We start from the raw sequence: 23,762 nt of genomic DNA on the forward strand, positions 1-23,762 counted from the left end.
AGTGTCTCTTTCGAAGCGCTTACGAGGTGTCAGGAGTGCGCCGCGCGGCGGTCGGCCGGGAGCCAGCCGAAGGTCTCGGCGCTCGGGCGGTCGCCGGGCTTGTACTCCAGGCCGACCCAGCCGTCGTAACCGGCCTTGACGAGGCGGTCGAGCAGGCCGGCGAGGTCGAGGTCACCGGTGCCGGGCGCGCCGCGGCCGGGGTTGTCGGCGATCTGCACATGCGCGGTCTTGGCGGTGCAGCGGTCGATGACCTCGACCAGGTCCTCGCCGTTCATCGACAGGTGGTAGAGGTCCATCAGGAAGCGGGCGTTGTCCAGGCCCGTCGCCGCGTTCACCGCGTCCACGACCTCGATCGCCTTCGGCGCCGAGACGATCGGGCACTTCGGCGACTCGGGTGCGTTGAGCGCCTCGATCAGCAGCGTCCCGTTCACCTCCGCCACGGCCCGCGCGGCGTACGTGAGGTTCTCCAGCGCCAGCCGGTCCTGCTCGGCCGGGTCCACCCCCTCGACGCGGTTGCCGTACAGGGCGTTGAACGCCGTGCAGCCCAGTGAGCGGGCGAACTCCACCGCCACCGGCACATTCGCCCGGAACTTCGCCGACTCGTCGCCGGGGACGGACAGCGCGCCGCGGTCCGGGCCCGGCAGCTGTCCGGCGTAGAAGTTCAGCCCCACCAGCCGGGTCCCCGCGTCGTTGAGCGCGTCGCGCAGTGCGTCCAGCTCCGCCTGCTCCGGCACCGGGGCATCCACCCACGGCCACCACAGCTCCACGGCGGTGAAGCCCGCGGCCCGCGCGGCCGCCGGCCGCTCCAGCAGCGGAAGCTCGGTGAACAGGATCGACAGATTGACGTTGAAGCGCGTGTCCGGGAAACCCATAACGGCGGCGCCCTTCCGGATAGTGGAACTGTTTTTCTGCTTAATGGAACACTGCCTGCCGGGCTCGGAGGCTGTCAAGGGGGCCCCGGGGCAATTTCTGGTGGCCGGGCCGAACCGCGCGTAGGTTGAGCGGCGTGCGATTGAGAGTGGAGTTCACAACGGAGCCGTTCGACCTGGACGAGGCGCCGGCGCATGCGGTGGTGGCGCGGGACATCGTCACGGGCGCCGAGCTGGATGCCGTGGATGTCGGTCCGTTCGGCAATACGGCCGAGGGCGACGCCGATCAGGTGCTCGGCGCGGTGGCCGCGCTGCTGCGGGAATCCCTGCAAGCGGGCGCCACCCGGGTCTCCCTTCAGGTCAATGTCATCGGCGAGGCCGGGCGGGGCGAGGGGGGCGCGACATGACGGATCCCGCCGACCACCCCTTCGTCCAGGCGGTCAAGCCGCTGGTCGACGCGATGGGTGGCCAGATGGTCGAGCCGGACCTGGCCGAGGGTGACGATGTCGTCCTGACCTGGGAGGGCCAGGACCGGGTGGCCGTACGGCTGCCGCATCTGTCGGACTCGCTCGACCACATCCTTGCCGAGCTCCAGCGCCGGCACGGGGTGCCGCTGGCGGAGCTGGACCGTAAGACCAAGCAGTCGGTCGTGCGGATTCTGGAGTCCCGCGGCGCCTTCTCGGTCCGGCACGGCGTGGAGACGGTCGCCAGTGCGCTCGGGGTGAGTCGCTTCACCGTGTACAACTACCTGAACAGGGAGAATGCCGCGAAGGACGCCGACTGAGGGCGGCCGGTCACGGCCCCGCCGGCCGCCGCAGCCGCCGTCCCGCAGCACCGGACGGCGGCTTTTGTGTCGCCGAGTTTTCAACAAAGTGTTGACGTGATGTTGCCGGGGGTCTTAGCTGTTTCCAGCCAAGAAGAGCTGACCAGCACCACCAGGCCACGGAGGCTTCCCGTGTCTTCGAGTTCACCGCACTCGACGGGGGACACCCCCGTGCCCCCCGCGGGGCTCACCCGCTTCAACACCGCGGCCGACGCCACGGCACGCGCCGCACTGCACGAGGTGTGCGCGAGCCGGGCATGGGGCGAGCGGCTCCTCGCCCGGCGCCCCTACGCCACCACCGACGCCCTGTTCGCCGCGAACGACGCCGCCATGGCCGATCTGACCGCGGCGGATCTGGCCGAGGCGATGGCCGGGCACCCGCCCATCGGCCGGCCGAAGCCGGGCGACCCGACCTCCCACCGCGAGCAGAGCGGTATGGCGGGCGCCTCCGACGCGCTCAAGGCGGAGCTGCTCGAACTCAACCTGGCCTACCAGGAGAAGTTCGGGCATGTCTTCCTGATCTGTGCCTCCGGCCGCACCGGAGAGCAGATGCGGGACGCGGTCCGTCACCGGATCGACAACACGCCGGAACAAGAACGAGAGATCGTTCGTACCGAACTCGGCAAGATCAACCGCATTCGTCTGACCCGTATCGCGGAGCACGCAGAAGGAGACGCAGCATGAGCAGCGCGACGGCCGCACCGACGTCGGTGTCCACCCACATCCTGGACACCAGCGTGGGCCGCCCCGCGGAGGGCGTCGCCCTCACGCTCTCGGTGCGCTCCGGCAGCGACGGCGCCTGGACCGCCCACGGCGCGTCCACCACCGACGCGGACGGACGCTGCAAGGACCTGCCGGACCTGCCGGCCGGCGCCACCCATGTGCGCCTCGACTTCGCCGTCGAGGAGTACTTCGCTTCACCCCGCAAGGCACACCAGCAAGCCGAGGAACAGCAGGACGCCCCCCGCGCAAGGGACAGCGGAGCGTTCTTCCCGGAGGTGGCAATCACCTTTGCCGTCCAGCCGGGCGAGCACTATCACGTACCGCTGCTGCTCAACCCGTTCGGCTACTCCGTATACCGAGGGAGCTAGCACCGACATGACTGCCCATTCCCGCCCGGCCCGCCCGGTGATGCTCGGCCAGAACCAGTACGGCAAAGCGGAAAACCGCGTCGTCAAGATCACCCGCGACGGCGACACCCACCACATCAAGGACCTGAACGTCTCCGTGTCGCTCTCCGGCGACCTGGAAGAGGTCCACCTCTCCGGCTCCAACGCCCACTGCCTGCCGACGGACACGACCAAGAACACCGTGTACGCCTTCGCCAAGGAGTACGGGATCGAGTCGGCCGAGCAGTTCGGCATCCACCTGGCCCGGCACTTCGTCACCAGCCAGGAGCCGATCCACCGGGCCCGCATCCGGATCGAGGAGTACGCCTGGGAACGGATTGCCAGCTCGGACGCCAACTCCCGTTTCATCGGCGCCGACGAGGTCCGGCACTCCTTCGTCCGCAAGGGCCAGGAGACCCGCCTGACCGAGATCACCTACGACGGTGAGCAGTGGCAGGTCATCTCCGGGCTGAAGGACCTCGTGGTGATGAACTCCACCAACTCGGAGTTCTGGGGCTACATCAAGGACAAGTACACGACGCTCAAGGAGGCCTACGACCGCATTCTCGCCACCGAGGTGTCCGGCCGCTGGCGGTTCAACTGGACCGACGACGAGCAGCGGATGCCGAACTGGGAGCGTTCGTACGAGCAGGTCAAGAAGCACATGCTGGAGGCCTTCGCGGAGACCTACAGCCTCTCGCTTCAGCAGACCCTGTACCAAATGGGGTCGCGCGTCATCAATCACCGTTCCGAGATCGACGAGATCCGCTTCTCGCTCCCGAACAAGCATCACTTCCTGGTGGACCTGGAGCCGTTCGGGCTCAAGAACGATACCGACGAAGGTGCCGTCTACTACGCGGCGGACCGCCCGTACGGCCTGATCGAAGCCACTGTTCTGCGCGACGGTGTCGAGCCCAAGATCCCGGTGGATCTGACGAACCTCTGAGCGCTCCGACGCAACGCCGTGCCGTGCGTTCCCTTCCCCACCCCGCAGCGGGGAGGGGAACGCATATCCTGAGGGGAACGACCCATGGCACAGCACTCGCACGACCCGCACCACCCCACGTCCCCGGTCCATCCGGTGGACGAGAAGCCGGCGGTCCGGCGGCTCGTCCCGGCCGCGCTCCAGCACATCGCGGCCATGTACGCCGGTGTCGTCACCCCTCCGCTCATCATCGGCCAGGCCGTCGGCCTGGACACCGCGGGCCGCACCCGGCTGATCGCCGCGAGCCTGCTCATCGCCGGGCCCTCGGCCGGCATGCTGGCCCTCGGCGAGATCTGCGACCGCCCGGCCACCGCCGCCACCCTCACCCGCGGACTGCGCACCGACGGCCTCGCCACCCTGCTCGGCCCCGTCTTCGGCGGCTTCCCGACCAGCGCCTTCGCCCAGAACGTCGGGGTGGTCTCGCTGACCCGCGTGCGCAGCCGGTATGTCGTCGCGCTGGCCGGCGGCACGCTGCTCGTGCTGGGCGCGTTCCCCGTGCTGGGCGCGGTGGTCTCGCTGGTGCCGATGCCGGTGCTCGGTGGCGCGGGTATCGTCCTGTTCGGATCGATCGCGGTCAGCGGCATCCGTACGCTCTCCGAGGCCGGTCTCGACGACAGCTCCAACATCATCCTGGTGGCCGTCTCCCTCGGTGCGGGCATCATCCCGCTCGCCGCGCCCACCTTCTACGCCGACTTCCCCGCCTGGGCACGGACCGTGCTCGGCTCCGGGATCAGCGCCGGAGCCCTGACCGCGGTCGTGCTCAATCTGTTCTTCCACCATCTCGGCACCCGGAGCAGCCCACGGGCAGCGGTCCTGTCAGCCGCCTCGTCCGGCTCCGGCACTCAAATCCCCTAGGGCCATGCCGTGCCCACCGCCAGTACCGAAAGAAGGAACCGCACCATGGCTGCACCGGCATCCCCTGACAGCCCGGTGACGCAGCGCCTCGTCATCGAGAACTGCGCCATCGCGACCGTCGACGCCCATGACACCGAGTACGCCACCGGCCATGTGGTCGTCGCCGGCCAGGTCATCGAGTCGGTGGGCGCCGGCCGGGCCCCCGAGGGACTGGAGAACGTCGTCCGGCGGATCGACGGCACCGGACACCTCGTCACCCCCGGCCTGATCAACACCCATCACCACTTCTACCAGTGGCTCACCCGTGGCCTGGCCACCGACCACAACCTGTTCAACTGGCTGGTCGCGCTCTACCCGACCTGGGCCCGTATCGACGCCCCGATGCTCGCCGCGGCCACCCAGGGCTCGCTCGGCATGATGGTCAAGGGCGGCGTCACCACCGCCTCCGACCACCACTACGTCTTCCCCCGGGGCTCCGGCGACCTGGTCGGCGCGGAGCTCGCGGCGGCCGCGGAGATCGGTGCCCGGATCACCCTGGCCCGCGGCTCCATGGACCGCAGCGAGAAGGACGGCGGGCTGCCCCCGGACTTCGCCGTCGAGACCACCGAGGGCGCCCTGCTGGCGACCGAGGAGGCCATCGACACCCACCACGACGCCTCCTTCGGCTCGATGGTGCAGATCGCCGCCGCGCCCTGCTCGCCGTTCTCCGTCTCCACCGAACTCATGCGGCAGGGCGCCGAGTTGGCCCGCCGTAAGGGCGTACGGATGCACACCCACGGCTCGGAGACCGTGGAGGAGGAGAAGTTCTGCCACGAGCTGTTCGGCATGGGCCCGACCGACTACTTCGAGTCGACCGGCTGGCTCGGTGACGACGTGTGGATGGCGCACTGCGTCCACATGAACGACTCCGACATCGCCGCCTTCGCCCGCACCGGCACCGGCGTCGCGCACTGCCCGTCCTCCAACGCCCGCCTCGCGGCCGGCATCGCCCGGGTCCCCGACCTGCTCGCGGCCGGCGTCCCGGTCGGCCTCGGCGTCGACGGCACCGCCTCCAACGAGTCCGGCGAACTCCACACCGAGTTGCGCAACGCCCTGCTCATCAACCGTCTCGGCGCCCACCGGGAGGCCGCCCTCAACGCCCGCAAGGCGCTGCGGCTCGGCACCTACGGCGGTGCGCAGGTCCTCGGCCGGACCGCCGAGATCGGCTCGCTGGAGGCCGGCAAGCTCGCCGACCTCGTGCTGTGGAAGCTGGACGGTCTCGGGCACTCCTCGATCGCCGACCCGGTCACCGCGCTGGTCTTCGGAGCCGCCGCGCCGGTCACCCTCTCCCTCGTCGGCGGCCGGCCGGTCGTCGAGGACAACCACCTCAGCAACGTCGACGAGGACGCCATCGCCCGCACCGCGCGGGCGGAGGCCCAGCGTCTGGCCCGTATCGCCGCCGAGGGCTGACCCCCTTGGCGCGGTCACGCGACCGGCGCACACCCCTGACTCGGCCGGGAGGGACGGCTCCCGGCCGGGCTTGTGGATCCGAGCGGGATCCACAAGCGCCGGACCCCGGAGGTATGGGAACTCCCGTATCTCCGGGGCCGGTTGGCCCGGCCACCACCGTCCACGCGCCACAAGCGCGCCCGGCCGCACCACGCTCACCAGGCGACTTCCCGCAGTACGCACCACATCGCACGCCCTCCGTGACAGCCTCGCCTCGCCGGCCCCGGCGACGCAGAAATCGAAGGAGGCCCGCAGTGGCCGCAATGACCGGGCAGCAGTCGGAGGGGGACCGGAAGCATCCGGTCGATGAGACCCTCCCGCCCTTCAAGATGTTCACCAGTGGCCTCCAGCACGTGGCCGCCATGTACGCGGGTGTGGTGGCCCCGCCGATGATCGTGGGTCCGGCCTGCGGGCTGAGTGCCACCGAGACCGCCTTCCTGATGGGCGCCAGCCTCTTCACCGCGGGTATCGCCACCCTCCTCCAGACCCTGGGCTTCTGGAAGGTCGGCGCCAAGCTCCCGTTCGTCAACGGTGTCTCGTTCGCCGGTGTCACGCCGATGGTCGCCATCGGCAAGGCGCAGAGCCCCGAGAACGCCCTCCCCATCATCTTCGGCGCGGTGATCGTCGCCGGGGTGCTGGGATTCCTCGTCGCGCCCTACTTCTCCAGGCTCGTACGGTTCTTCCCGCCGGTGGTCACCGGCACCGTCATCACCCTGATCGGCGTCTCGCTGCTGCCGGTGGCGTTCAACTGGTCCCAGGGCGGCAACGACCGGGCCCCGGACTACGGTTCGCTGACGAACATCGGGATGGCCGCGCTGACGTTCCTGATCGTGCTGGTGCTGCGCCGGGTGCTGCGCGGCTTCCTCCAGCAGATCGCGATCCTGCTCGGGCTGATCGCCGGCACCCTGATCGCGATACCCGTCGGCATCACCAACTTCTCGGCGATCTCGGAGGCGTCGCTGGTCGGCTTCCCGACGCCGTTCCACTTCGGTGCCCCGCAGTTCGACATCGCGGCGATCGTCAGTATGTGCATCGTGATGCTGGTCTGTATGACCGAGTCGACGGCCGACATGCTCGCCCTCGGCCGGATCGTCGGCCGCCCGGCGGACGAGCGCACCATCGAGGGCGGACTGCGCGCCGACACCCTCGGCACCGCGCTCAGCCCGCTGTTCAACGGCTTCGCCAACAGCGCCTTCGCCCAGAACATCGGCCTGGTCGCGATGACCAAGGTGCGCAGCCGCTTCGTGGTGGCGACCGGCGGTCTGATCCTGATCGTGCTCGGCCTGTGCCCGGTGGCCGCCTCGGTCATCTCGCTGGTCCCGCTGCCGGTCCTCGGTGGCGCCGGCATCGTGCTCTTCGGCTCGGTGGCCGCCAGCGGCATCCAGACGCTGGCCTCCGCCGCGATGGAGAAGGGGGACAACGCCCTGATCGTCGCGGCGGCCGTCGGTATCGGCCTGATCCCGATCGCCGCCCCGGACTTCTACCACAGCCTCCCCAAGGACCTGCTGGTCGTCCTGGACTCCGGCATCAGCACCGGCTGTCTGGTCGCCATCGCCCTCAACCTCGCCTTCAACCACTTCGGCCGGAAGACGGCGGACGGGGATGCCGCGGACGGGGACGCGGCGGACAGGGACGCGGCGGACGGGACCACGACGGGCGATCCGGCAGCGGCCGGGCACGGCAACCCGGAGCCCGCATCGCCGCCCACCGCCGTCCCCACGGACGACGCCGGGGAGCCCGCGGCGGCGCCCGTCCACTGACGCCGGGCGGCCCGACGGCCCGTAGGGGAGCGGCATCCGGCGCTTCCCTACGGGCCGTCGGGCGCTGTGCGGGCTACGGTCCGGCGGTGCCGGCGCGGCCCAAGAGGTCAGCCGAGGTGGTAACGCTCCCCGTAGACCTTCCAGTTGAGCGGGGTGTGCAGATCGAGGTTGCCGTCCTTGAGGAACACCCGCTGCGCGGTGTCGATCCGGCTGGTGTCTTGGTGGGCCTCCTCCTGCCGCATCGCCCACACCCGGGCGTCGAGGAAGGCGTTGAGGTAGGTCTTCTCGTCGCCGCCCCGGGACGGCGGCTCGGCCTTCGCCAGCGCCCGCTTGCGGATGGCGGGGAAGCCGGTCCGGTCGTCGCCGTCGCCGTGCACCACGAGCGCGTCGTAGTACGCGAACTGGCCCAGTGCCCCGATGCCGTCGGCCTTGCCCCGCTCGACCGCGGGACGGAAGTACAGCCTGTCCCGCTCATCGTCCTGGGCCTTGCGGAACGCGGGGTCCCGGGCGGCCTTCTTCCATGCCTCCGGGTAGCCGGGGTCCAGGCCGTCGTGCGAGTCGCCGCCGTCCACTTCACGCAGGGCGGGCAGGTACCCGGCCAGGACGTTGTCCGGCTTGCGGTGGGTGTAGAGCTCGACGAGTTCGAGCATGTCGTGCGTTCCGGACGTGAAGCCGATGATGCCGCCGGTGTATCCCCGGCCGTCACCGATGTCCTCGATGTACCCGTACTGGGCCCGCCAGTCCAGCGAGGAGTTCTCCGCACTGGAGACCAGCTGCATGGCGATCTCCTTCTTCGCCGGGTCGTCCAGGTCCGCCGCCGCGCGCGCCGGGTGCCGGGCGTGGTGGCCCGGGGCCGTACGGTGCGGGGCATCCGGCGGGGCCGTGCAGGCGCCGGCGGTGGCCACGGTGAGCAGCACGAGGCCCAGGGTGAGGCCGGCGGTGGGGGTTTTGGGCACGGCCCGGCCGTTCGCTCGGGTGCGCATGGAATTCTCCTGTCGGAGCGGGTGGTGGTGCGTCAGCCCAGCAGCCCGCGCAGCAGTTCGCGGATGCCCGGCCCCGGGTCGAAGTCATCGACGGGGAAGGCGAGTTGGTGGAAGGCGACGCCGTCCATGTAGTCGAAGAGGATCTCGCAGTGCCTATGGGGGTCCGGCGAGTCGAAGCGCTGTAGCCACTCCGCTCCCCAGCCGACGACGGTCTCGCGGCCGCGGGTGAGCGTCGGGCGGAGTTCGGGCCGGGTGGTGGCCTCCAGGTAGAGCGCGAAGCGGGCGGCGGTCCTGGCCCGCTCGGGTCCGGTCGCGTACACCAGAAACCGGGTGACGGTGTCGGCGAGCTCCCCGGCGTCGGCCGGGCTGGCGGCCGCGGCGAAGCTCTCCCAGTCGCGGCGCTCCAGGACCTGGAGGTGGTCGACTATGCCGTCGATCAGCGCCGTCCGGTTGCGGAAGTAGTTGGAGGTGGTGCCGGACGGGACGCCCGCCGCGGCATCGACGGCCTGGTACGTCAGCCGCCGCGCTCCCTCGCTCCCCAGTACCTGGATCCCCGCGTCCAGCACCTGATCCCGCCGTCGTGCCACCCGAACGCCCTCCGCCGTGATTCTTAGCTCTGCTTGCCATGCCGGCTACTATGTTTGTAGTGCCGATCTACTACGGACATAGTATCGTGCCGGTATGACCCGGACACCGCACACGGCTGCCGTTGTCGGCGGCGGCATCGGCGGTCTCGCCACCGCCCTCTTCCTCCGCAGGAGCGGCTGGTCGGTCGCCACCGCGCCCGGTACGTCGGCGCGTCCTCCTGGCGCGGCACGGTCGAGGGGGAGACCGGGAGCACCACCGAGACCTGGGGCGAGGGCCTCCGCTTCGGCATTACGCCCAGCTCGGGCGGCCGGACCAACTGGTTCGCCTCTGCCGTCGTGCCCGAGGGGCAGCGCGACCCGGGCCGGGAAGCCGACACCCTGCGCGGCTGGTTCGGTCACTGGCACGCCGGAGTGCGCGACATCCTGGACCGGCTGGCGGAGCCCGAGGTGCTGCGCCTGGACCTCTACTACCTCGATCCGCCGCTGCCGTCCTACGTCAGGGGCCGTACCGCCCTCATCGGCGACGCGGCCCACGCCATGACTCCGGACCTCGGCCGGGGCGCCTGCGAAGCGCTCGTCGACGCCGTGGAGTTGGCCCGGTCCCTGACGGCCGCCCCGGACGTGCCGGCCGCGCTGCGTGCGTACGACCGGGCCCGGCGCCCGGCGACCCAGCGGCTGGTACGCGCCGCGCGCCTGATGAACCGGATGGCCCACGCCCGGCGGCTGCCCGCCCTGCGGAACGCCGCGCTGTGGACCGCGGTGACGGTGGGCGGTGGGCCGGGCTGAGGGCCGCCGGGCGGATCGCCTCAGGCGCGCGGTGCGGCGAGCACCTCGGCGAGCTGTCCGGCCATCCAGTCGAGTTCGTCGGCCGCGATGACCAGGGGCGGGGCGAGGCGGATCGTGGAGCCATGGGTGTCCTTGGCGAGGATGCCCCTGGCCAGGAGCCGTTCGCAGGCCTCGCGCCCCGACATGAGCTCCGGGTCGATGTCGATCCCGCTCCACAGCCCGCGGCTGCGCACGGCGCGGACGCCATGGCCTATGAGTCCTTCGAGCCGCTTGCGGTGCTGCTCGCCGAGCCGGGCGGCCCGCGCCTGGTACTCGCCGGTCCGCAGCAGCTCGACGACGGCGTGCCCGACGGCGGCGGCCAGCGGATTACCGCCGAAGGTCGAGCCGTGGCTGCCGGGCCGGATGACGCCGAGGACCGAGCGGGGGCCGACCACGGCGGAGAGCGGCACGATGCCGCCGCCGAGGGCCTTGCCCAGGATGTACAGGTCCGGGGTGACGCCCTCCGCGTCGCAGGCGAACGTGGTGCCGGTGCGGCCGAGACCGGACTGGATCTCGTCGGCCACGAACAGCACGTTCTCCCGGCTGCACAGCTCGCGCACGGCCGGCAGGTACCCCGGCGGCGGGATCAGCACGCCCGCCTCGCCCTGGATCGGTTCGAGCAGCACCGCCACGGTGTGCTCGTCGACCGCGGCCGCCAGCGCGGCGGCGTCTCCGTAGGGCACCGAGCGGAAGCCGGGCGTGAACGGGCCGAAGCCGTCCCGCGCGACCGGGTCCGACGAGAAGCTCACGATCGTGGTGGTGCGCCCGTGGAAGTTGCCGTCGGCGACGATGATATTGGCCCGGTCCGCGGGCACGCCCTTGACCTCGTAGCCCCACTTCCGGGCCACCTTCAGCGCGGTCTCGACGGCCTCGGCGCCGGTGTTCATCGGCAGGACCAGGTCCATCCCGGCGAGTTCGGCGAGATCCCGGCAGAACGGGCCGAGCCGGTCGTTGTGGAAGGCGCGGCTGGTCAGGGTGAGCCGTTCGAGCTGGTCCCGGGCCGCGTCCAGCAGCCGGGGGTGGCCGTGGCCGAAGTTGAGCGCCGAATAGCCGGCCAGGCAGTCCAGATAGCGGCGGCCGCCGACGTCGGTCACCCACGCGCCCTGGCCGGACGTGAGGACCACCGGCAGCGGGCTGTAGTTGCGGGCGGTGGCGGTATCGGCGAGGTGGAGGTGCTGCCGGGCCTCGGGGGCGAGCGGGAAGCCGCCGGTGGTGTCGGTGCTGTCGGCGGTGGTCATGGGTGGTTCCTCGTTCCTGGTGGCGCGGGTGATACGGGTGCGGGAGGAGGGAGGTGCGGGCAGCACCACGGGCGTAGCGGGTGTCAGGGCCGGGGGGCGAACTGCTCCGCGGCGGCCAGATAGCCGGCGAGCAGGGCGTGGGCGACGTCCCGCACCCGTTCGTCGGGCGGCAGGAACGTCGGGGAGTGCAGCTGCTCGGTGCCGCCGTGCGTCCCCACGAACAGCATCAGCGCGGGCATCCGCGCGGAGAAGTACGCGAAGTCGTCCGCGCCCGCGGAGCGCAGGTCCGCGGCGACCTTCAGCCCGAGGGAGGCGAGCAGCGGCCGGGTGGCGGCGGTCAGGGTCGCGTCGTTGTCGAGCACCGGCTCACCCCGGGTGATCCGGACGTCCGCGGTGCACCCGTACGCCTGCGCCACCAACTCGGCGGTCTCCGCCAGCCGTTGATGGAGGAACTCGCGGTCGGCCGGCCGCATCGCGCGCAGGGTGCCGCGCGCCTCGGCGGAGCCGGGGACGACATTCGCCGCGGTTCCGGCGGCGAGCGTGGTGACGCTCAGCACCACGGAGGACATCGGGTCGGTTCCGCGGCTCACCAGGGACTGGAGCGCGACCACGACATGGGCGAGGGTGACGACGGGGTCGCGGGTGAGGTGCGGGTAGGCCGCGTGGCCGCCGCGGCCCCGGACGGTCACGGTGAACTCGTCCGCCGAGGCGTTGACACCACCAGGGGTGCAGGCGACGGTGCCCGCCGCGAGCAGCGGCTGGACATGCGCCCCGACGGCCGCCCGGCACTGCTCCCGTTCGAGGATCCCGTTCTCGGTGACGTCCTGCGCGCCGGAAGGATAGGTCTCCTCGCGGGGCTGCAATACGGCGAGCAGCGGGGCCGGTCCGCCGGCCCGGTCCACCGCCCGCGCGAGGGCGACCAGCGCGGCCAGGTGCACATCATGACCGCAGGCATGCATCACCCCCGGGTGCCGGGACGCCCAGGGCACGCCGGTCTCCTCGTGCACCGCCAGGGCGTCGAGTTCCCCGCGCACGGCGATGGCCGGACCGCTGCCGCCCACGCGGACCACGGCTCCGGTGCCGGCGACCTCGGTGGCGGTGTGCCCGCCGGGCAGCGCGGCGAGCACCAGCTCGCGGGTGGCGGCCTCGTCGCCGGACAGCGCGGGCCGGGCATGGAGTTGATGGCGCAGCTCGACGGCGCCGGCCAGCTCCCGTTCGAGCTGCGCCGCGAGCGCGCCGAGGATGGTCTCGCTGCTCATGCGCCGCCCTCCAGACCGTAGACCCGGCGGGCGTTGTCGTGTCCGATCATGCGGGCCACCCGGACCGCCTCACCGAGGTCCCATTCGCCGCTGCCGACCCATGGAGCCAGCGCCCGCAGCATGCCGCGCCGCCACAACAGCGCGCCCAGATGGTGCAGTTCGGGCGGCCCCCAGGCATCGCTGGAGAAGAGGATCTTGGCGAACGGAGCCAGCTCCAGGGATTCGGCGACCACCGCGTCGGAGCGCACCCCGGTGTAGTTGACCCCGAGCCCGACATCGAAGAAGACATGCGGGAAGACCTGCGCCAGATAGCCGGCGTTGCGGTGGAAGGGGTAGCAGTGCAGCAGCAACAGGTCGACGCCGTGCGGCTGCACATTCCTGATGAAGCGGGTGAGCAGCAGCGGGTCGCAGCGGTGCAGCTCCACATCCGGATCGCCGTATCCCGCGTGCAGCTGGATGGGCAGCCCCCGGTCGACGCCGGACCACAGCACGAAGCGCAGCAGCACCGGGTCGCTGACCCGTACGGTTCCGGTGCGCGCGCACTCGGCCAGCCAGCTCCCGGCCGCGGCGATGACCTCGTCGTCCCCCGGCCGCCCGGGGTCGAAGTCGAAGCCGAACCGGTAGGCGACGATGCTCTTGAGGCCGACCGCGTCCACGGTCCGGGCGGCGAGGGTCTCGCGGAACCGCTCGGGCAGACCGGCCGCGTCCACCCCGCTGCGGGCCACGTCCTCCAGCACCGACTCCAGCCGTACGATCTCGTCGACGGGGCGTCCGGAGGCCCGGGCCATCTCGTCGGTGCCGAGGATCTCCGCGCCCCCGTAGCCGGTCTCCAGCAGGTAGTGGTCGATGCCCGAGGCCGCGAGCAGTCTGCGGGTGACCTCCGCCGCGCCCAGTTCGCCGCGCCGGGCGAGATAAGCCTCCGGCGTGGCGTGTGCGGGGAGGCCGAGGACCGGGGCGCACCAGCGGCGCACCGCGAACCCGATCTGCGAGTCGAACTGGGTCATCCACGGCGGGACCGGACGGTCGGACTCGGTGAGCATCAGCTCCAGTCCGGCGCGGTCGACGTCGTCGCGGAGCGCACCGTGGACATGGTGGTCCACGAGGGGCAGTTCCGCGAGCGCCGCCGCCAGGGCATCAGTGGACATCGGCAACCTTCCGGATACGTGCGGCGTCGTCCAGCCCGGCCAGCTGGGCGAGCTCGGAGCGCTTGACCGACAGATGGGTGGCGAGCAGCCGCGGGTCGAACCAGGACCGCACGATCTCGTCCGATTCGAGTGCGTGCAGGGCCTCTTCGAGGGAGGACGGGAGGGCGGGGACCCCGTCGAGCACCGCGGCGTCGGTGTCCTCCGGCCACACCGTGGGCTCGTCGTAGTCGCGGACCAGCCCTTCCAGCCCGGCGCGCAGCAGGACCCCCAGGGCGAGCCAGGGATTGGCGGTGGCGTCGGCCGCGCGGTACTCCAGGTTGAACTGTGCGGCGGGATCGGACCCGGCGAGCTCGGTCGTGGGGCAGATCCGCAGCAGCGACTCGCGGTTGTGCTCGGCCAGGAAGATCCCGCCGGCGCTCCAGCGGTGCGGGGTGAGCCGGAGGAAGGAGACCGGGCTCGGCGCCGTCCAGGCGGTCAGCGCCGGGGTGTGGCGCAGGATGCCGGCGGAGAACCGGGCGCCGAGCGCCGAGAGGCGGCCCGGCCGCGCGGCGTCGAAGAGGACCGGACGGCCCTCGGCGTCCCGCAGACTCAGATGGAGGTGGACCCCGTTGCCCACCCCGTCGGGCGCTAGCAGGGGCGCGAAGCTCACCGGCAGGCCACGACGGCGGGCGAGGTCGCGCACCAGCTCCTTGAGGAGGACGGCGCGGTCGGCGGCGGCCATCGCAGTACCGGGGCGCAGGGTGATCTCGAACTGGCCGTCCCCGTATTCCGGGAGCCAGTTCTCCGGCTGCAGCCCGGCCTGTTCCAGCAGCCGTACGAGGTCCGAGCCGAAGGGCTCCGCCTGGCGGAAGCGCTGGAGCGAGAACGGCGGGCTGTCCGGCAGTCCGCCGAGCACGAATTCGTGCTCGATCGCGGCGACCACCTCCAGCCCCGTGCGCTCGCGCAGCTCCTCGACCGCGTCACGGAGGAAGGTGCGCGGACAGCAGGGCCAGGGTTCCCCGTCGGGCAGGGTCTGGTCGGCGAGGTAGAGCCGCAGCGCCGGAGTGTCCCCGTCCGCCGGGATGTCGACGCCGGTGGCCGGGTCCGGGATCAGCCGCAGATCGCCCCGCGAACCGAAGACGTTGTCCGGCGCGATCGGGCCGAACGAGGAGATCGCGAGATCGGCCGGGACCCAACCGGTGCCGGAACGCAGCGCGGAGGACTGCTCCGCGGCCGGCACGGCACGCCCCCGCACCTGCCCGGCCAGATCACAGGTGGCGACGAAGACGGTGGCGGCGTCGGTCATCGGGGGGTCCTCGGGTGCGGTGCGGAGGGCGGGGGAGGGGCAGGGGGCGACGGCGGGACCGAGGAGTCCTGGCTCCTTCCCCTTCGTGTGCACCAGGGTCATGAGGGGACCTTTCGGTTCGGGTCGGGCAGCTGCGCGTCGGTGACCAGCGCGCCGGCCAGCCGGGCGCCGATGCGCCGGGTGAGGGAGGGGGCGAACAGGACGACCGCGACACCGGCCAGGCACCAGGCTGCGGCGATCCAGGGGAAGTAGGTGTAGGGCGCGCGCTGGCCGGTCGACTGCTGGAGGAAGACGAAGCCCAGATAGCCCAGCCCGGCGACCGGCACCACCAGCTCCCAGCGGGGGATGCGGCCCCGGCCGGAGAGCGTGAAGACGATCACCCCGACCCCGGCGACCGCGTACACCACCAGGACGCACAGCACACCGAGGGTGGCGAACCAGTAGTACGTGTCGAAGGCGCCGGCCCCGGTCCCGTACATCACCGCGGCCAGCACCGCCGCGACGGCGCCGCACACCCGCAGCGCGGTGGTCGGGGCGCCGGTGACGGGGTGCGTACGGGCGAGGGCGCGCGGCCCGAAGCCGTCGCGGGCCAGCGCCTGGACCATCCGGGCGGCCGCCGCCGAGGACGACAGTGCGGCGGCGAAGGCGGAGGCGACCGCGGTGAAGGCGATGACGAGCGCGAACCAGGTGCCGATGTACTGCCCGGAGAGCGACGACAGGGCCGACTCCGCCGCGCCGAACGCGCGCACCCCCTGGGCGTCGGTGCCGAAGCCGATGGTCTGGGCGAACATCATCAGGACGTAGAGACCGCCGGTCAGCAGCACGCTGCCGGCCAGTGCGCGGGGGATGTTGCGCTTGGGGTCGTCGGTCTCCTCACCCAGCGACGCGCAGGCCTCGAACCCGGCCCAGGACAGGAAGGCGAAGACGGTGGCCGTCATGACCGCGCTGTACGTGGTGCCGCCGGCGGTGAACACCGACAGATCGAGGCTCTGGTGCCGGGGCGCCGATCCCGTGGCGGCCCGCCCCATGATGACGGCGGCGAGCACCAGCATGGCGAGAATGCCGATGCCCTCCACGGTCAGCAGGGTGCGGGCGGTGGTGCGGCCGTCCCGGGAGTTGAGCGCGGTGACCCCGACGGCCGCGAGGAGCGCGACGGCCACCCAGGGCCCGGTGGAGCGGATGCCCGTCGCGTGCAGGAACGCCTGGGCGAAGACACCGGTCGCGGCGAGGGTGCAGACGAGAAAGGCGAGATAGGTGCCCAGCAGGGCGAAGCCGCCGAAGAAACCGGCGCGCGGGCCGATGGTGGCCCCGGCCAGGGCGTAGACGGAACCGGCCTGGTGGAAGTGCTGGGTCAGCCGCCAGAAGCCGTAGGCGACCAGGCCGACACCGAGCAGGCCGAGCAGGAAGACGAGCGGGACGGCCTTGCCGACCGTGGCTGCCACGCCGGCCCCGTTGAGGCCCATGGCGAGCGTAGGTCCCATGAGACCGACGGAGAGGGTCAGCGCTTCCCACAAGCGCAGCTTGCGTGTTCGAGGGGGATTCGACACAGGGCGCTCCGAGGAGGAGACGGGGCTGCGTCCGCAGCAGCCCGAGTCCCGCCATGAAACATACGTTGCAGGGAGCGCGTCAAGAGGGCGTCCTTGAAATATTCATTTCATGGCCGTCATTCCATGGTCCGGTCGCCCGACGCCTCCTCCGCGGCCCGCATCCGCTCCTCCGCCGCCGTCCCCAGGCGCACATGCACCGCGGCCACCAGCGTCTCCACCACGGCCATCGGCGCCACGATGCTGTCGAACGGACTGGGCGCCTCGACCCGCACCGGCAGCACCACATCCGCGAACTCGGCCACGGGGGACAGCCACGGATCGGTGAACAGCACCACCCGCGCGCCGCGCTCGTGCGCGAGGCGGGCGAGCTCCACCGTGTCGCGCTGATAGCGCCGGAAGTCGAAGACCACACACACCTCGCGCCGCCCGAGATCCACCCGGAAGCCGCCGTCCTGGCCGGGGGCCGGTATGTGCACCTGGGTGCCCGGCCGCAGGAGGCGCAGATGCAGATCCAGGTACTCGGCCAGCAGCCGGGAGAACCGCCCGCCGAAGCTCACGATCCGCTTCGCCGGGTCACAGATCAGCTCGACCGCCCGGTCGAACTCCTGCTCCGGCAGCGCGGCGAAGGTCTGGCTCAGCGCCGCCCGGCCGACCTCCTCCGCCGCCTCGATCAGGTCCGAGGTCGGCGAGCTCTCGCTGACCACCGGCCGCAGGGTCAGCGGTGAGGCACGGCGCGCCTGCACCTCGTCCCGCAGCGACTGCTGGAAGTGCCGGTAGCCCTCGAAGCCGAGCCGGGCGACGAAGCGGACGACGGTCGGCGGGCTCACCCCCGCCCGCCCGGCCAGCCCGGACGTCGACTCCAGGCCCGCCGCGGGGTAGTGCGCCATCAGCGCCCGGGCGATCTTGAGCTCCGCGGGCGACAGGGAGCCCTGGACCCGCCGCAGCCGCTCGGCCACCGTCGTCCCCAACTCCTGGCCCGCGCCCGCGTCCCCGCGCGCGGCCGACGGCGCACCGTGCTCTCCTGGCTGACCATCCATCCGACTGCCTCTCCACTTGGTGATCACATGACACCACACCGGGCCGGGGCACCCGCGGCGCCGCGGGCGGCGGCGGAAACACCGCTGTGCCGCGGTTCCGAAGGGGGACCGCGGCACAGCAGGGACATACGCCGGGCCGGCTCAGACCAGCAGCTCGTAGGCGGGCAGCGTCAGGAACTCCGCGTAATCCGCGTCCAGCGCCACCTTCAGCAGCAGGTCATGGGCCTGCTGCCACTTGCCCGCGGTGAAGGCGTCCTCGCCGATCTCGGCGCGGATGGCGGCCAGTTGCTCCGCGGCGATCGTGCGCACCAGTTCGGCGGTGGCCTGCTCACCGTTCTCGAAGACGACCCCGGCGTCGACCCACTGCCAGATCTGGGAGCGGGAGATCTCGGCGGTCGCGGCGTCCTCCATGAGGCCGAAGATGGCGACGGCGCCCAGGCCGCGCAGCCACGCCTCGATATAACGGGTGCCTACCTGGACGGCGTCGATCAGGCCCTGGTAGGTGGGCTTGGCGTCCAGCGAGTCGATGGCGATGAGGTCGGCGGCCGAGACCGAGACGTCCTCGCGCAGCCGGTCCTTCTGGTTCGGCCGGTCGCCGAGCACCGCGTCGAAGGAGGCACGGGCGACCGGGACCAGGTCGGGGTGGGCGACCCAGGAGCCGTCGAAGCCGTCGCCGGCCTCCCGGTCCTTGTCGTTCCTGACCTTGGTGAGGGCCTTCTCGTTGGCCTCCGGGTCGCGGCGGTTGGGAATGAAGGCCGCCATACCGCCGATCGCGTGCGCCCCGCGCTTGTGGCAGGTGCGGACGAGGAGTTCGGTGTAGGCGCGCATGAACGGCGCGGTCATCGTGACCGCGTTGCGGTCCGGGAGGACGAACTTGGCGCCGCCGTCACGGAAGTTCTTGACGATGGAGAAGAGGTAGTCCCAGCGGCCGGCGTTCAGGCCCGAGGCGTGGTCGCGCAGTTCGTAGAGGATCTCCTCCATCTCGTACGCGGCCGTGATGGTCTCGATCAGGACGGTGGCGCGCACCGTGCCCTGGGGGATGCCGACATAGTCCTGGGCGAAGACGAAGATCTCGTTCCAGAGGCGGGCCTCCAGGTACGACTCGGTCTTCGGCAGGTAGAAGTACGGGCCCTTGCCGAGGTCCAGGAGGCGCCGGGCGTTGTGGAAGAAGTACAGCCCGAAGTCCACCAGGGCACCGGGCACCGGCCGGCCCTCGAACTGAAGATGCCGCTCGTCGAGGTGCCAGCCGCGCGGCCGCATCACGACGGTGGCGAGCTCCTCGGCGGGCTTGAGGGCGTACGACTTGCCGGACCCGGCATCGGTGAAGTCGATACGGCGCTCGTAGGCGTCGATCAGGTTGACCTGGCCGCCGATGACGTTCTCCCAGGTCGGTGCCGAGGCGTCCTCGAAGTCGGCGAGCCAGACCCGGGCGCCCGAGTTGAGCGCGTTGATGGTCATCTTGCGGTCGGTGGGGCCGGTGATCTCCACTCGGCGGTCATTGAGGGCGGCGGGCGCCTCGGCGACCTTCCAGCTGTCGTCGGCGCGGACGGCCGCGGTCTCCGGGAGGAAGTCCAGCGAGCTGGTCCGGGCGATCTCGGCGCGGCGCTCGGCGCGGCGGGCGAGCAGCTCGTCGCGGCGGGGGGTGAACCGGCGGTGAAGCTCGGCGACGAAGGTGAGCGCGGCGTCGGTGAGGACCTCTCCCTGGCGTTCGGGGGTGTGCGCGGGATCGACTTCGACGATGGCCAGCGGGGACGGCGCTGGTGCGGACATGAGCTGTCACTCCATTCAGCGGCGGTGCCCGGCGGCCGCGGGAACGCCGGGCGGCACGGGGTGCCGCGGGCTCCCGGGTACGGTCGCGGGCGCCGACTGGGTTCAGGGCGCTTCTGACCAGTGGAGACTAGTTTCCTTATCGCGGAACTTCAATGGTTTGTTGATGTCGAGATTCTCAGGCTCGACAGAAGTAGTGATCGAATGGCTCTCGGTGCCATACCGGTCACTCTCCATTACTCCCGCACCCCGCCCGCCGCGTGCCCGCCGGCGCCCGCTCTCACTCCAGACGGTGAAGATCCTCCGGCGTGTCGATGTCGTACGGCTCCGCGACATCGGAGCACTCGATGAGGGTGAGGGCGTCCGCATGCCGCTGGAGGTAGGCCCGCGCACCGCGGTCGCCCTCCGCGGTCGCCGCGATGTCCGCCCAGCGGTCGGCGCCGAAGAGCACCGGGTGCCCCCGCCGGCCGCCGTACGCCGCAGAGACCAGTGAGCCGCGCCCGCCGTACGCCGCCACCACCCGCGCCACGGCCGTGGCGCCGATGCCCGGCTGGTCCACCAGGGACACCACCACCGCATCCGCCCCGGACCCCGCCAGCGCGGCCAGGCCCACCCGCAGTGAAGTGCCCATCCCCTGGGCCCAGTCCGGGTTCTCCGAGAGGCCGTACGCCGCGAGCTCGGCCCGTTCGCGCACGGAAGCGGCGGCCGCCCCCAGCACGATGTGCACCGGGTGGCAGCCGCCGTCCCGCAGGGCCCGTGCGGCGTGCTCGACCAGTGGCCGTCCCCGGTGGTCGAGCAGTGCCTTGGGTCGTCCCCCCAGTCGCCGCCCGCCGCCCGCGGCGAGCAGCAGACCGGCCACCCTCCCCTCGGGCCGCCCGGTGCTCCGCGTCCCCTCAGGGGCGTCCGGCCGGGCCCGGTGCGGCCGTTCTCGCGGGTCTTTCGGTGCTGTCGGTGCCATGGGGACTGCTTACCCCATGGCGTCCCGTTCCGCGGCCCGTTGGGGCGCGGCCGACCGGGTCAGGCCGCGTCACCGGCGGCTCGCGGCCGGGGGATGTGCGGCCGGAGCCGGTCGCGCAGCTGGTGCGTCTGTTCCTCCGCCCGCCGGCGCTCGGCGACATAGCGGTCTATGTGGTCCATCGTGATTTCCGAGGCGTCCGACAGGCCGTATGCGCGGCAGATGAGTTGGACGACGCTGACACGACTGGGGTTCGAGCCGCCGGGGCCGGAGTGGGACTCCATGGCATTCTCCGATCCAGTGATATGCCGGATATTTCCTTGAAAGGGAGAATGCTCCATCGTGTCGCGCCATACGCATCGGATCGTGCGTGCCCACACCAAAGGGTGCCGTGGGGAACGCATGTGCCGACGCATCATCAGGCCAATTTTGGGCACCGCGCTTCAGGGCCGGTTCCGGGCCGCCCCGGGCGCCAAAACCCTTCGCGAAACCGGCTCTTCGGACAAGGCGGCCCGGTCGCCGGCCGGCGATGTGCGGGTGCGGAGCCTGGCCGGATAAGGTTCTTCCCCGTTGCGGGTGTTGTGGTCGTCGTGCCGAAGTGGCGGGCCTTTTTCTGAGCCGGGGGACGGTAGCAGTGGTGAACAGTTCAGGCGTGTCCGGAATCTTTCAGCCGTTGGAAGGTGACGATCCGCGGGTGATCGCGGGCTACCGCCTCACGGCAAGGCTCGGCTCCGGCGGTATGGGGAAGGTCTATCTCTCCTACACGCCCGGCGGGCGGCCGGTGGCCATCAAGGTGATCCGCCCCGAGTTCAGCGAGGACGCGGAGTTCCGCCGCCGCTTCAAGCAGGAGGTGCAGTCCGCGCAGCGCGTCCAGGGCCTGTACACCGCGCCGGTCATCGACAGCGACGCCGAAGGCCCCAACCCCTGGCTCGCCACCGCGTACGTCCCCGGCCCCTCGCTCGCCGCGTCGGTCTCCGCGCACGGCAAACTGCCCGTGCCGACCGTGCTGCTGCTGGTCGCCGGGATCGCCGAGGCACTTCAGGTCATCCACGGCGCGGGCATCGTGCACCGCGATCTGAAGCCGTCCAATGTGCTGCTGGCCGCCGACGGCCCGCGCGTCATCGACTTCGGTATCGCCCGCGCCGCCGACGCCACGTCCCTGACCAGCAGCGGCGTCACCGTCGGCACCCCCACCTTCATGGCGCCCGAGCAGGCCGCGGGCAGCACCATCAGCCCCGCCACCGATGTCTTCGCGCTCGGCCAGGTCGCCGCCTACGCGGCCATCGGCACCCCCGCGTTCGGCGAGGGCACCTCGCACGGAGTGCTCTACCGCATCGTCCACGAAGAGCCCGACCTGACCGGACTCCCCGACGAGCTGCGGGAGTTGGTGACCCGCTGCCTGTCCAAGGAGGCGTCGGACCGGCCGTCCGTCGCCGAGGTGATCGAGCTGTGCGGCGCGGCCTCCGGTCAGACGCAGCTGCGCCGCCCCGAGGAATGGCTGCCCACCGCCGTCGCCGCCGACATCACCACGCGGGCCGCCGCACCCGCGCCCGCACAGACCCCGCCGCCCCCGCTGGAGGCGCCCACCGCGGGTGCCCCGGCCCAGCCGCCGGCCCCGCCCGCCCAGTCACCGGCTCCGCCGGCGCAGCCGCCGACCCGGCCCGCGGCGCCGGTCGCGCCGGTGCCGACCGCGCTGAACCATCCGCAGACCCCGCCGCCCGGGTTCGGCCCGGCGGCCTATGCGCCGACCGCCGCCGGGGCCGGTGCGCCGACGGCCATGGGCGCGGCCGCCACCGGTCCCACGGTCACCGGCCCGGCGATGGCCGGCCCGACCGGCCCGACCGCCGCGCAGCCGCCGAAGAAGAAGCGCAAGGGGCTGATGGCGGCCCTGGTGGTGGTCTGTCTGCTGGCCGTCGCGGGTGCCGGCGGTGCCGCCGTCTACACCGTCATGAAGGGCGAGGAGAAGAAGGGCAACCAGGCCACCGGCGACAGCAAGACGGCGAACAAGGGCTCCTCGCCGACGCCCGCCGCGGACCCGACCGCGAGCCCCGGTGACAGTGAGGACGACGCCCCGGCGCAGGACCCGGCCCCGGTCGACTACAAGACCATCAACCTGCCCGACGACTACCACATTTCGCTGGCCGACGAGCCGGTCCATCCGAGCAACTCCGACAGCGACACGGACATCGACTTCTCGTACACGGACAACACCTACACGGACGACGAGATCGACACCGAGACCGGCAAGCTGGTGCTGCTCAACGCCGGCCAGGAGGGCAACCTCGCCACCTGCCGCAACGAGACCCGGTTCACCGACAGCATCCTGACCAAGCAGCTCTCCAAGGGCGCCCAGATGTGCCTCACCACCAAGTACGGCCATCTCGCACTGATCACCTTCAAGGGCTACGCCCCGAAGTCGGACCCCAGCAGCTACATGACCATCGACGTCCGGGTCTGGCGCAACGCGGTGGAGCCCGAGCAGGACTCCTGAGGGGGAGGGGCGGCGGCCCCTCCCACCCCCTCCCCGCCTCCTCCCCCACCCGTCAGGGGTGGGCACCCTCGTCACTACACCCGCCCACCCCCCGAAGGGGGGTGGGCGGCGGGGAAAAAATACGGACGTGTCAGGCCGGCGACGCAGACGCATCAAGCCGGCGCCCCATCAAGCCCACGCCCCATCAAGCCCAGAACCCGTCACGCCCCGCCCACACCCACCGGATTCACCCGGTGATCCGGTCGATTTCGCTCTCCGTATGGCGCGATCAGCGCAGAGTGGCGTTAACTGTCCGGCATTGCGGAACGGGCAACGGCTTTGGAGGACGCCGTCGTTGTGGAACAGCTTCAGAAGGACCGACGAGTGACCGGGGTCGAGGGTGACCCACGGGTCCAGGAACTGCGCGGGGCAGTGGCCCGGCTGCGTCGCCAACTGGCCGTACTTCCAGGGGAGTTACCGGATCGTGGGGCAGCTGACGACGAGCTGGCCGCCTTGGACGCGATGGTGAGCCACGGGCTGCCCGAGGTGCCCCGGCTGCGCCGTTCGCTCCTGCTGATCGCCGGGGCCGTCGGCTCCGTGAGCGCGCTGTCGCCCGCGCTGGCAGAGGTGCGCGAGGGCATCGACCGGTTCGGCGAGCTGCCGCGCGCCCGGTGACCACCACCGCGCGGCCCGGACCGGAGTGCGCCGCGCCGGCGTGCCGCACCGGCTCGCCGACGGGTGGTGCGCGCCGCGGCAGCCGTGCGCGGACCGGCGC

At 71.7% G+C, this 23,762-nt stretch carries 23 protein-coding genes; 11 read left to right on the forward strand and 12 right to left on the reverse strand.

The features are described from left to right. Positions 1-29: 29 nt before the first annotated feature. Positions 30-872, reverse strand: coding sequence for a TIM barrel protein (locus AC3EUV_RS28305; protein WP_432145265.1), 843 nt, complete (start codon positions 870-872; stop codon positions 30-32). 134 nt (positions 873-1,006) lie between these two features. Between AC3EUV_RS28305 and AC3EUV_RS28310 the strand changes: the two genes are divergently transcribed. From AC3EUV_RS28310 to AC3EUV_RS28345, 8 genes are all read left to right on the forward strand, one after another. Beyond that, the gene (locus AC3EUV_RS28310) at positions 1,007-1,276 is read left to right on the forward strand and encodes a YkoF family thiamine-binding protein (RefSeq protein WP_432145264.1); all 270 of its coding nucleotides are present in this window, start codon (positions 1,007-1,009) and stop codon (positions 1,274-1,276) included. After that, the gene (locus tag AC3EUV_RS28315) at positions 1,273-1,653 is read left to right on the forward strand and encodes a helix-turn-helix domain-containing protein (RefSeq protein ID WP_432145263.1); all 381 of its coding nucleotides are present in this window, start codon (positions 1,273-1,275) and stop codon (positions 1,651-1,653) included. The genes AC3EUV_RS28310 and AC3EUV_RS28315 overlap by 4 nt, the downstream gene beginning before the upstream one ends. Before the next feature lie 210 nt (positions 1,654-1,863). After that, a complete protein-coding gene (gene uraD, locus AC3EUV_RS28320; protein WP_432145271.1) occupies positions 1,864-2,376 on the forward strand; it encodes a 2-oxo-4-hydroxy-4-carboxy-5-ureidoimidazoline decarboxylase in 513 nt (170 codons plus the stop codon). Then, positions 2,373-2,783: a hydroxyisourate hydrolase gene (uraH, locus tag AC3EUV_RS28325; protein ID WP_435604169.1), complete on the forward strand. Its 411-nt coding sequence runs from the start codon at positions 2,373-2,375 to the stop codon at positions 2,781-2,783. Before uraD ends, uraH begins: the two co-directional genes overlap by 4 nt. Positions 2,784-2,790: 7 nt before the next feature. Beyond that, the gene (gene pucL / locus AC3EUV_RS28330) at positions 2,791-3,747 is read left to right on the forward strand and encodes a factor-independent urate hydroxylase (protein WP_432145261.1); all 957 of its coding nucleotides are present in this window, start codon (positions 2,791-2,793) and stop codon (positions 3,745-3,747) included. 84 nt (positions 3,748-3,831) lie between these two features. Further along, entirely contained in the window at positions 3,832-4,641 is an 810-nt protein-coding gene (locus tag AC3EUV_RS28335; RefSeq protein WP_432145260.1) for a solute carrier family 23 protein, read from the forward strand. Between the two features lie 45 nt (positions 4,642-4,686). Beyond that, positions 4,687-6,090 (forward strand): 8-oxoguanine deaminase, encoded by a 1,404-nt coding sequence (locus AC3EUV_RS28340; RefSeq protein WP_435604170.1) that lies wholly within the window; start codon positions 4,687-4,689, stop codon positions 6,088-6,090. A gap of 302 nt (positions 6,091-6,392) precedes the next feature. After that, positions 6,393-7,889: a nucleobase:cation symporter-2 family protein gene (locus tag AC3EUV_RS28345; RefSeq protein ID WP_432145270.1), complete on the forward strand. Its 1,497-nt coding sequence runs from the start codon at positions 6,393-6,395 to the stop codon at positions 7,887-7,889. A gap of 107 nt (positions 7,890-7,996) precedes the next feature. On the opposite strand, the gene AC3EUV_RS28350 is transcribed toward AC3EUV_RS28345, so the two are convergent. Continuing rightward, positions 7,997-8,872, reverse strand: coding sequence for a chitosanase (locus AC3EUV_RS28350; protein WP_432145258.1), 876 nt, complete (start codon positions 8,870-8,872; stop codon positions 7,997-7,999). Positions 8,873-8,904: 32 nt separating this feature from the next. Further along, the gene (locus tag AC3EUV_RS28355; protein WP_432145257.1) at positions 8,905-9,459 is read right to left on the reverse strand and encodes a TetR/AcrR family transcriptional regulator; all 555 of its coding nucleotides are present in this window, start codon (positions 9,457-9,459) and stop codon (positions 8,905-8,907) included. Positions 9,460-9,795: 336 nt separating this feature from the next. Here AC3EUV_RS28355 and AC3EUV_RS28360 point away from each other — a divergent pair, with 336 nt between their 5' ends. Next, positions 9,796-10,245: an FAD-dependent monooxygenase gene (locus AC3EUV_RS28360; protein WP_432145256.1), complete on the forward strand. Its 450-nt coding sequence runs from the start codon at positions 9,796-9,798 to the stop codon at positions 10,243-10,245. A gap of 20 nt (positions 10,246-10,265) precedes the next feature. Here AC3EUV_RS28360 and rocD read toward each other — a convergent pair whose 3' ends face one another. The 9 genes from rocD to AC3EUV_RS28405 form a co-directional block, all read right to left on the reverse strand. Further along, complete coding sequence (rocD, locus tag AC3EUV_RS28365) at positions 10,266-11,522, reverse strand: ornithine--oxo-acid transaminase (protein ID WP_432145255.1); 1,257 nt, start codon at positions 11,520-11,522, stop codon at positions 10,266-10,268. A gap of 83 nt (positions 11,523-11,605) precedes the next feature. After that, positions 11,606-12,781, reverse strand: a complete 1,176-nt coding sequence (locus AC3EUV_RS28370; protein WP_432145254.1) for a M20 metallopeptidase family protein — start codon at positions 12,779-12,781, stop codon at positions 11,606-11,608. Then, on the reverse strand, positions 12,778-13,926 hold the full coding sequence (locus AC3EUV_RS28375) for an amidohydrolase family protein (RefSeq protein WP_435604171.1): 1,149 nt from the start codon (positions 13,924-13,926) through the stop codon (positions 12,778-12,780). Before AC3EUV_RS28375 ends, AC3EUV_RS28370 begins: the two co-directional genes overlap by 4 nt. Continuing rightward, a complete protein-coding gene (locus tag AC3EUV_RS28380; RefSeq protein ID WP_435604172.1) occupies positions 13,916-15,313 on the reverse strand; it encodes a glutamine synthetase family protein in 1,398 nt (465 codons plus the stop codon). Before AC3EUV_RS28380 ends, AC3EUV_RS28375 begins: the two co-directional genes overlap by 11 nt. After that, complete coding sequence (locus tag AC3EUV_RS28385) at positions 15,310-16,758, reverse strand: APC family permease (RefSeq protein WP_432145251.1); 1,449 nt, start codon at positions 16,756-16,758, stop codon at positions 15,310-15,312. The genes AC3EUV_RS28380 and AC3EUV_RS28385 overlap by 4 nt, the downstream gene beginning before the upstream one ends. A 116-nt stretch (positions 16,759-16,874) precedes the next feature. Continuing rightward, positions 16,875-17,795, reverse strand: a complete 921-nt coding sequence (locus AC3EUV_RS28390; protein ID WP_432145250.1) for a MurR/RpiR family transcriptional regulator — start codon at positions 17,793-17,795, stop codon at positions 16,875-16,877. Positions 17,796-17,936: 141 nt separating this feature from the next. Beyond that, positions 17,937-19,565, reverse strand: coding sequence for a malate synthase A (gene aceB, locus AC3EUV_RS28395; protein ID WP_432145249.1), 1,629 nt, complete (start codon positions 19,563-19,565; stop codon positions 17,937-17,939). 277 nt (positions 19,566-19,842) lie between these two features. Next, positions 19,843-20,421, reverse strand: coding sequence for a nucleotidyltransferase family protein (locus AC3EUV_RS28400; RefSeq protein ID WP_432145269.1), 579 nt, complete (start codon positions 20,419-20,421; stop codon positions 19,843-19,845). Between the two features lie 158 nt (positions 20,422-20,579). Beyond that, the gene (locus AC3EUV_RS28405) at positions 20,580-20,801 is read right to left on the reverse strand and encodes a hypothetical protein (RefSeq protein WP_432145248.1); all 222 of its coding nucleotides are present in this window, start codon (positions 20,799-20,801) and stop codon (positions 20,580-20,582) included. A 368-nt stretch (positions 20,802-21,169) separates the two neighbouring features. On the opposite strand from AC3EUV_RS28405, the gene AC3EUV_RS28410 reads away from it, so the two are divergent. Next, positions 21,170-23,008: a serine/threonine-protein kinase gene (locus AC3EUV_RS28410; protein WP_435604173.1), complete on the forward strand. Its 1,839-nt coding sequence runs from the start codon at positions 21,170-21,172 to the stop codon at positions 23,006-23,008. Between the two features lie 363 nt (positions 23,009-23,371). Further along, positions 23,372-23,662 (forward strand): DUF5955 family protein, encoded by a 291-nt coding sequence (locus AC3EUV_RS28415; protein ID WP_432145246.1) that lies wholly within the window; start codon positions 23,372-23,374, stop codon positions 23,660-23,662. The last annotated feature ends 100 nt before the right edge of the window (positions 23,663-23,762 follow it).

This window comes from Streptomyces sp. bgisy130, from assembly GCF_057708345.1.

Bases quoted from the DNA above. Each gene is read 5' to 3' on its own strand.
- AC3EUV_RS28305 (WP_432145265.1), bottom strand. From the start codon at position 872: ATGGGTTTCCCGGACACGCGCTTCAACGTCAATCTGTCGATCCTGTTC.
- AC3EUV_RS28315 (WP_432145263.1), top strand. From the start codon at position 1,273: ATGACGGATCCCGCCGACCACCCCTTCGTCCAGGCGGTCAAGCCGCTG.
- uraH (WP_435604169.1), top strand. From the start codon at position 2,373: ATGAGCAGCGCGACGGCCGCACCGACGTCGGTGTCCACCCACATCCTG.
- pucL (WP_432145261.1), top strand. From the start codon at position 2,791: ATGACTGCCCATTCCCGCCCGGCCCGCCCGGTGATGCTCGGCCAGAAC.
- AC3EUV_RS28335 (WP_432145260.1), top strand. From the start codon at position 3,832: ATGGCACAGCACTCGCACGACCCGCACCACCCCACGTCCCCGGTCCAT.
- AC3EUV_RS28340 (WP_435604170.1), top strand. From the start codon at position 4,687: ATGGCTGCACCGGCATCCCCTGACAGCCCGGTGACGCAGCGCCTCGTC.
- AC3EUV_RS28345 (WP_432145270.1), top strand. From the start codon at position 6,393: ATGACCGGGCAGCAGTCGGAGGGGGACCGGAAGCATCCGGTCGATGAG.
- AC3EUV_RS28350 (WP_432145258.1), bottom strand. From the start codon at position 8,872: ATGCGCACCCGAGCGAACGGCCGGGCCGTGCCCAAAACCCCCACCGCC.
- rocD (WP_432145255.1), bottom strand. From the start codon at position 11,522: ATGACCACCGCCGACAGCACCGACACCACCGGCGGCTTCCCGCTCGCC.
- AC3EUV_RS28370 (WP_432145254.1), bottom strand. From the start codon at position 12,781: ATGAGCAGCGAGACCATCCTCGGCGCGCTCGCGGCGCAGCTCGAACGG.
- AC3EUV_RS28375 (WP_435604171.1), bottom strand. From the start codon at position 13,926: ATGTCCACTGATGCCCTGGCGGCGGCGCTCGCGGAACTGCCCCTCGTG.
- AC3EUV_RS28380 (WP_435604172.1), bottom strand. From the start codon at position 15,313: ATGACCCTGGTGCACACGAAGGGGAAGGAGCCAGGACTCCTCGGTCCC.
- AC3EUV_RS28390 (WP_432145250.1), bottom strand. From the start codon at position 17,795: ATGGATGGTCAGCCAGGAGAGCACGGTGCGCCGTCGGCCGCGCGCGGG.
- aceB (WP_432145249.1), bottom strand. From the start codon at position 19,565: ATGTCCGCACCAGCGCCGTCCCCGCTGGCCATCGTCGAAGTCGATCCC.
- AC3EUV_RS28405 (WP_432145248.1), bottom strand. From the start codon at position 20,801: ATGGAGTCCCACTCCGGCCCCGGCGGCTCGAACCCCAGTCGTGTCAGC.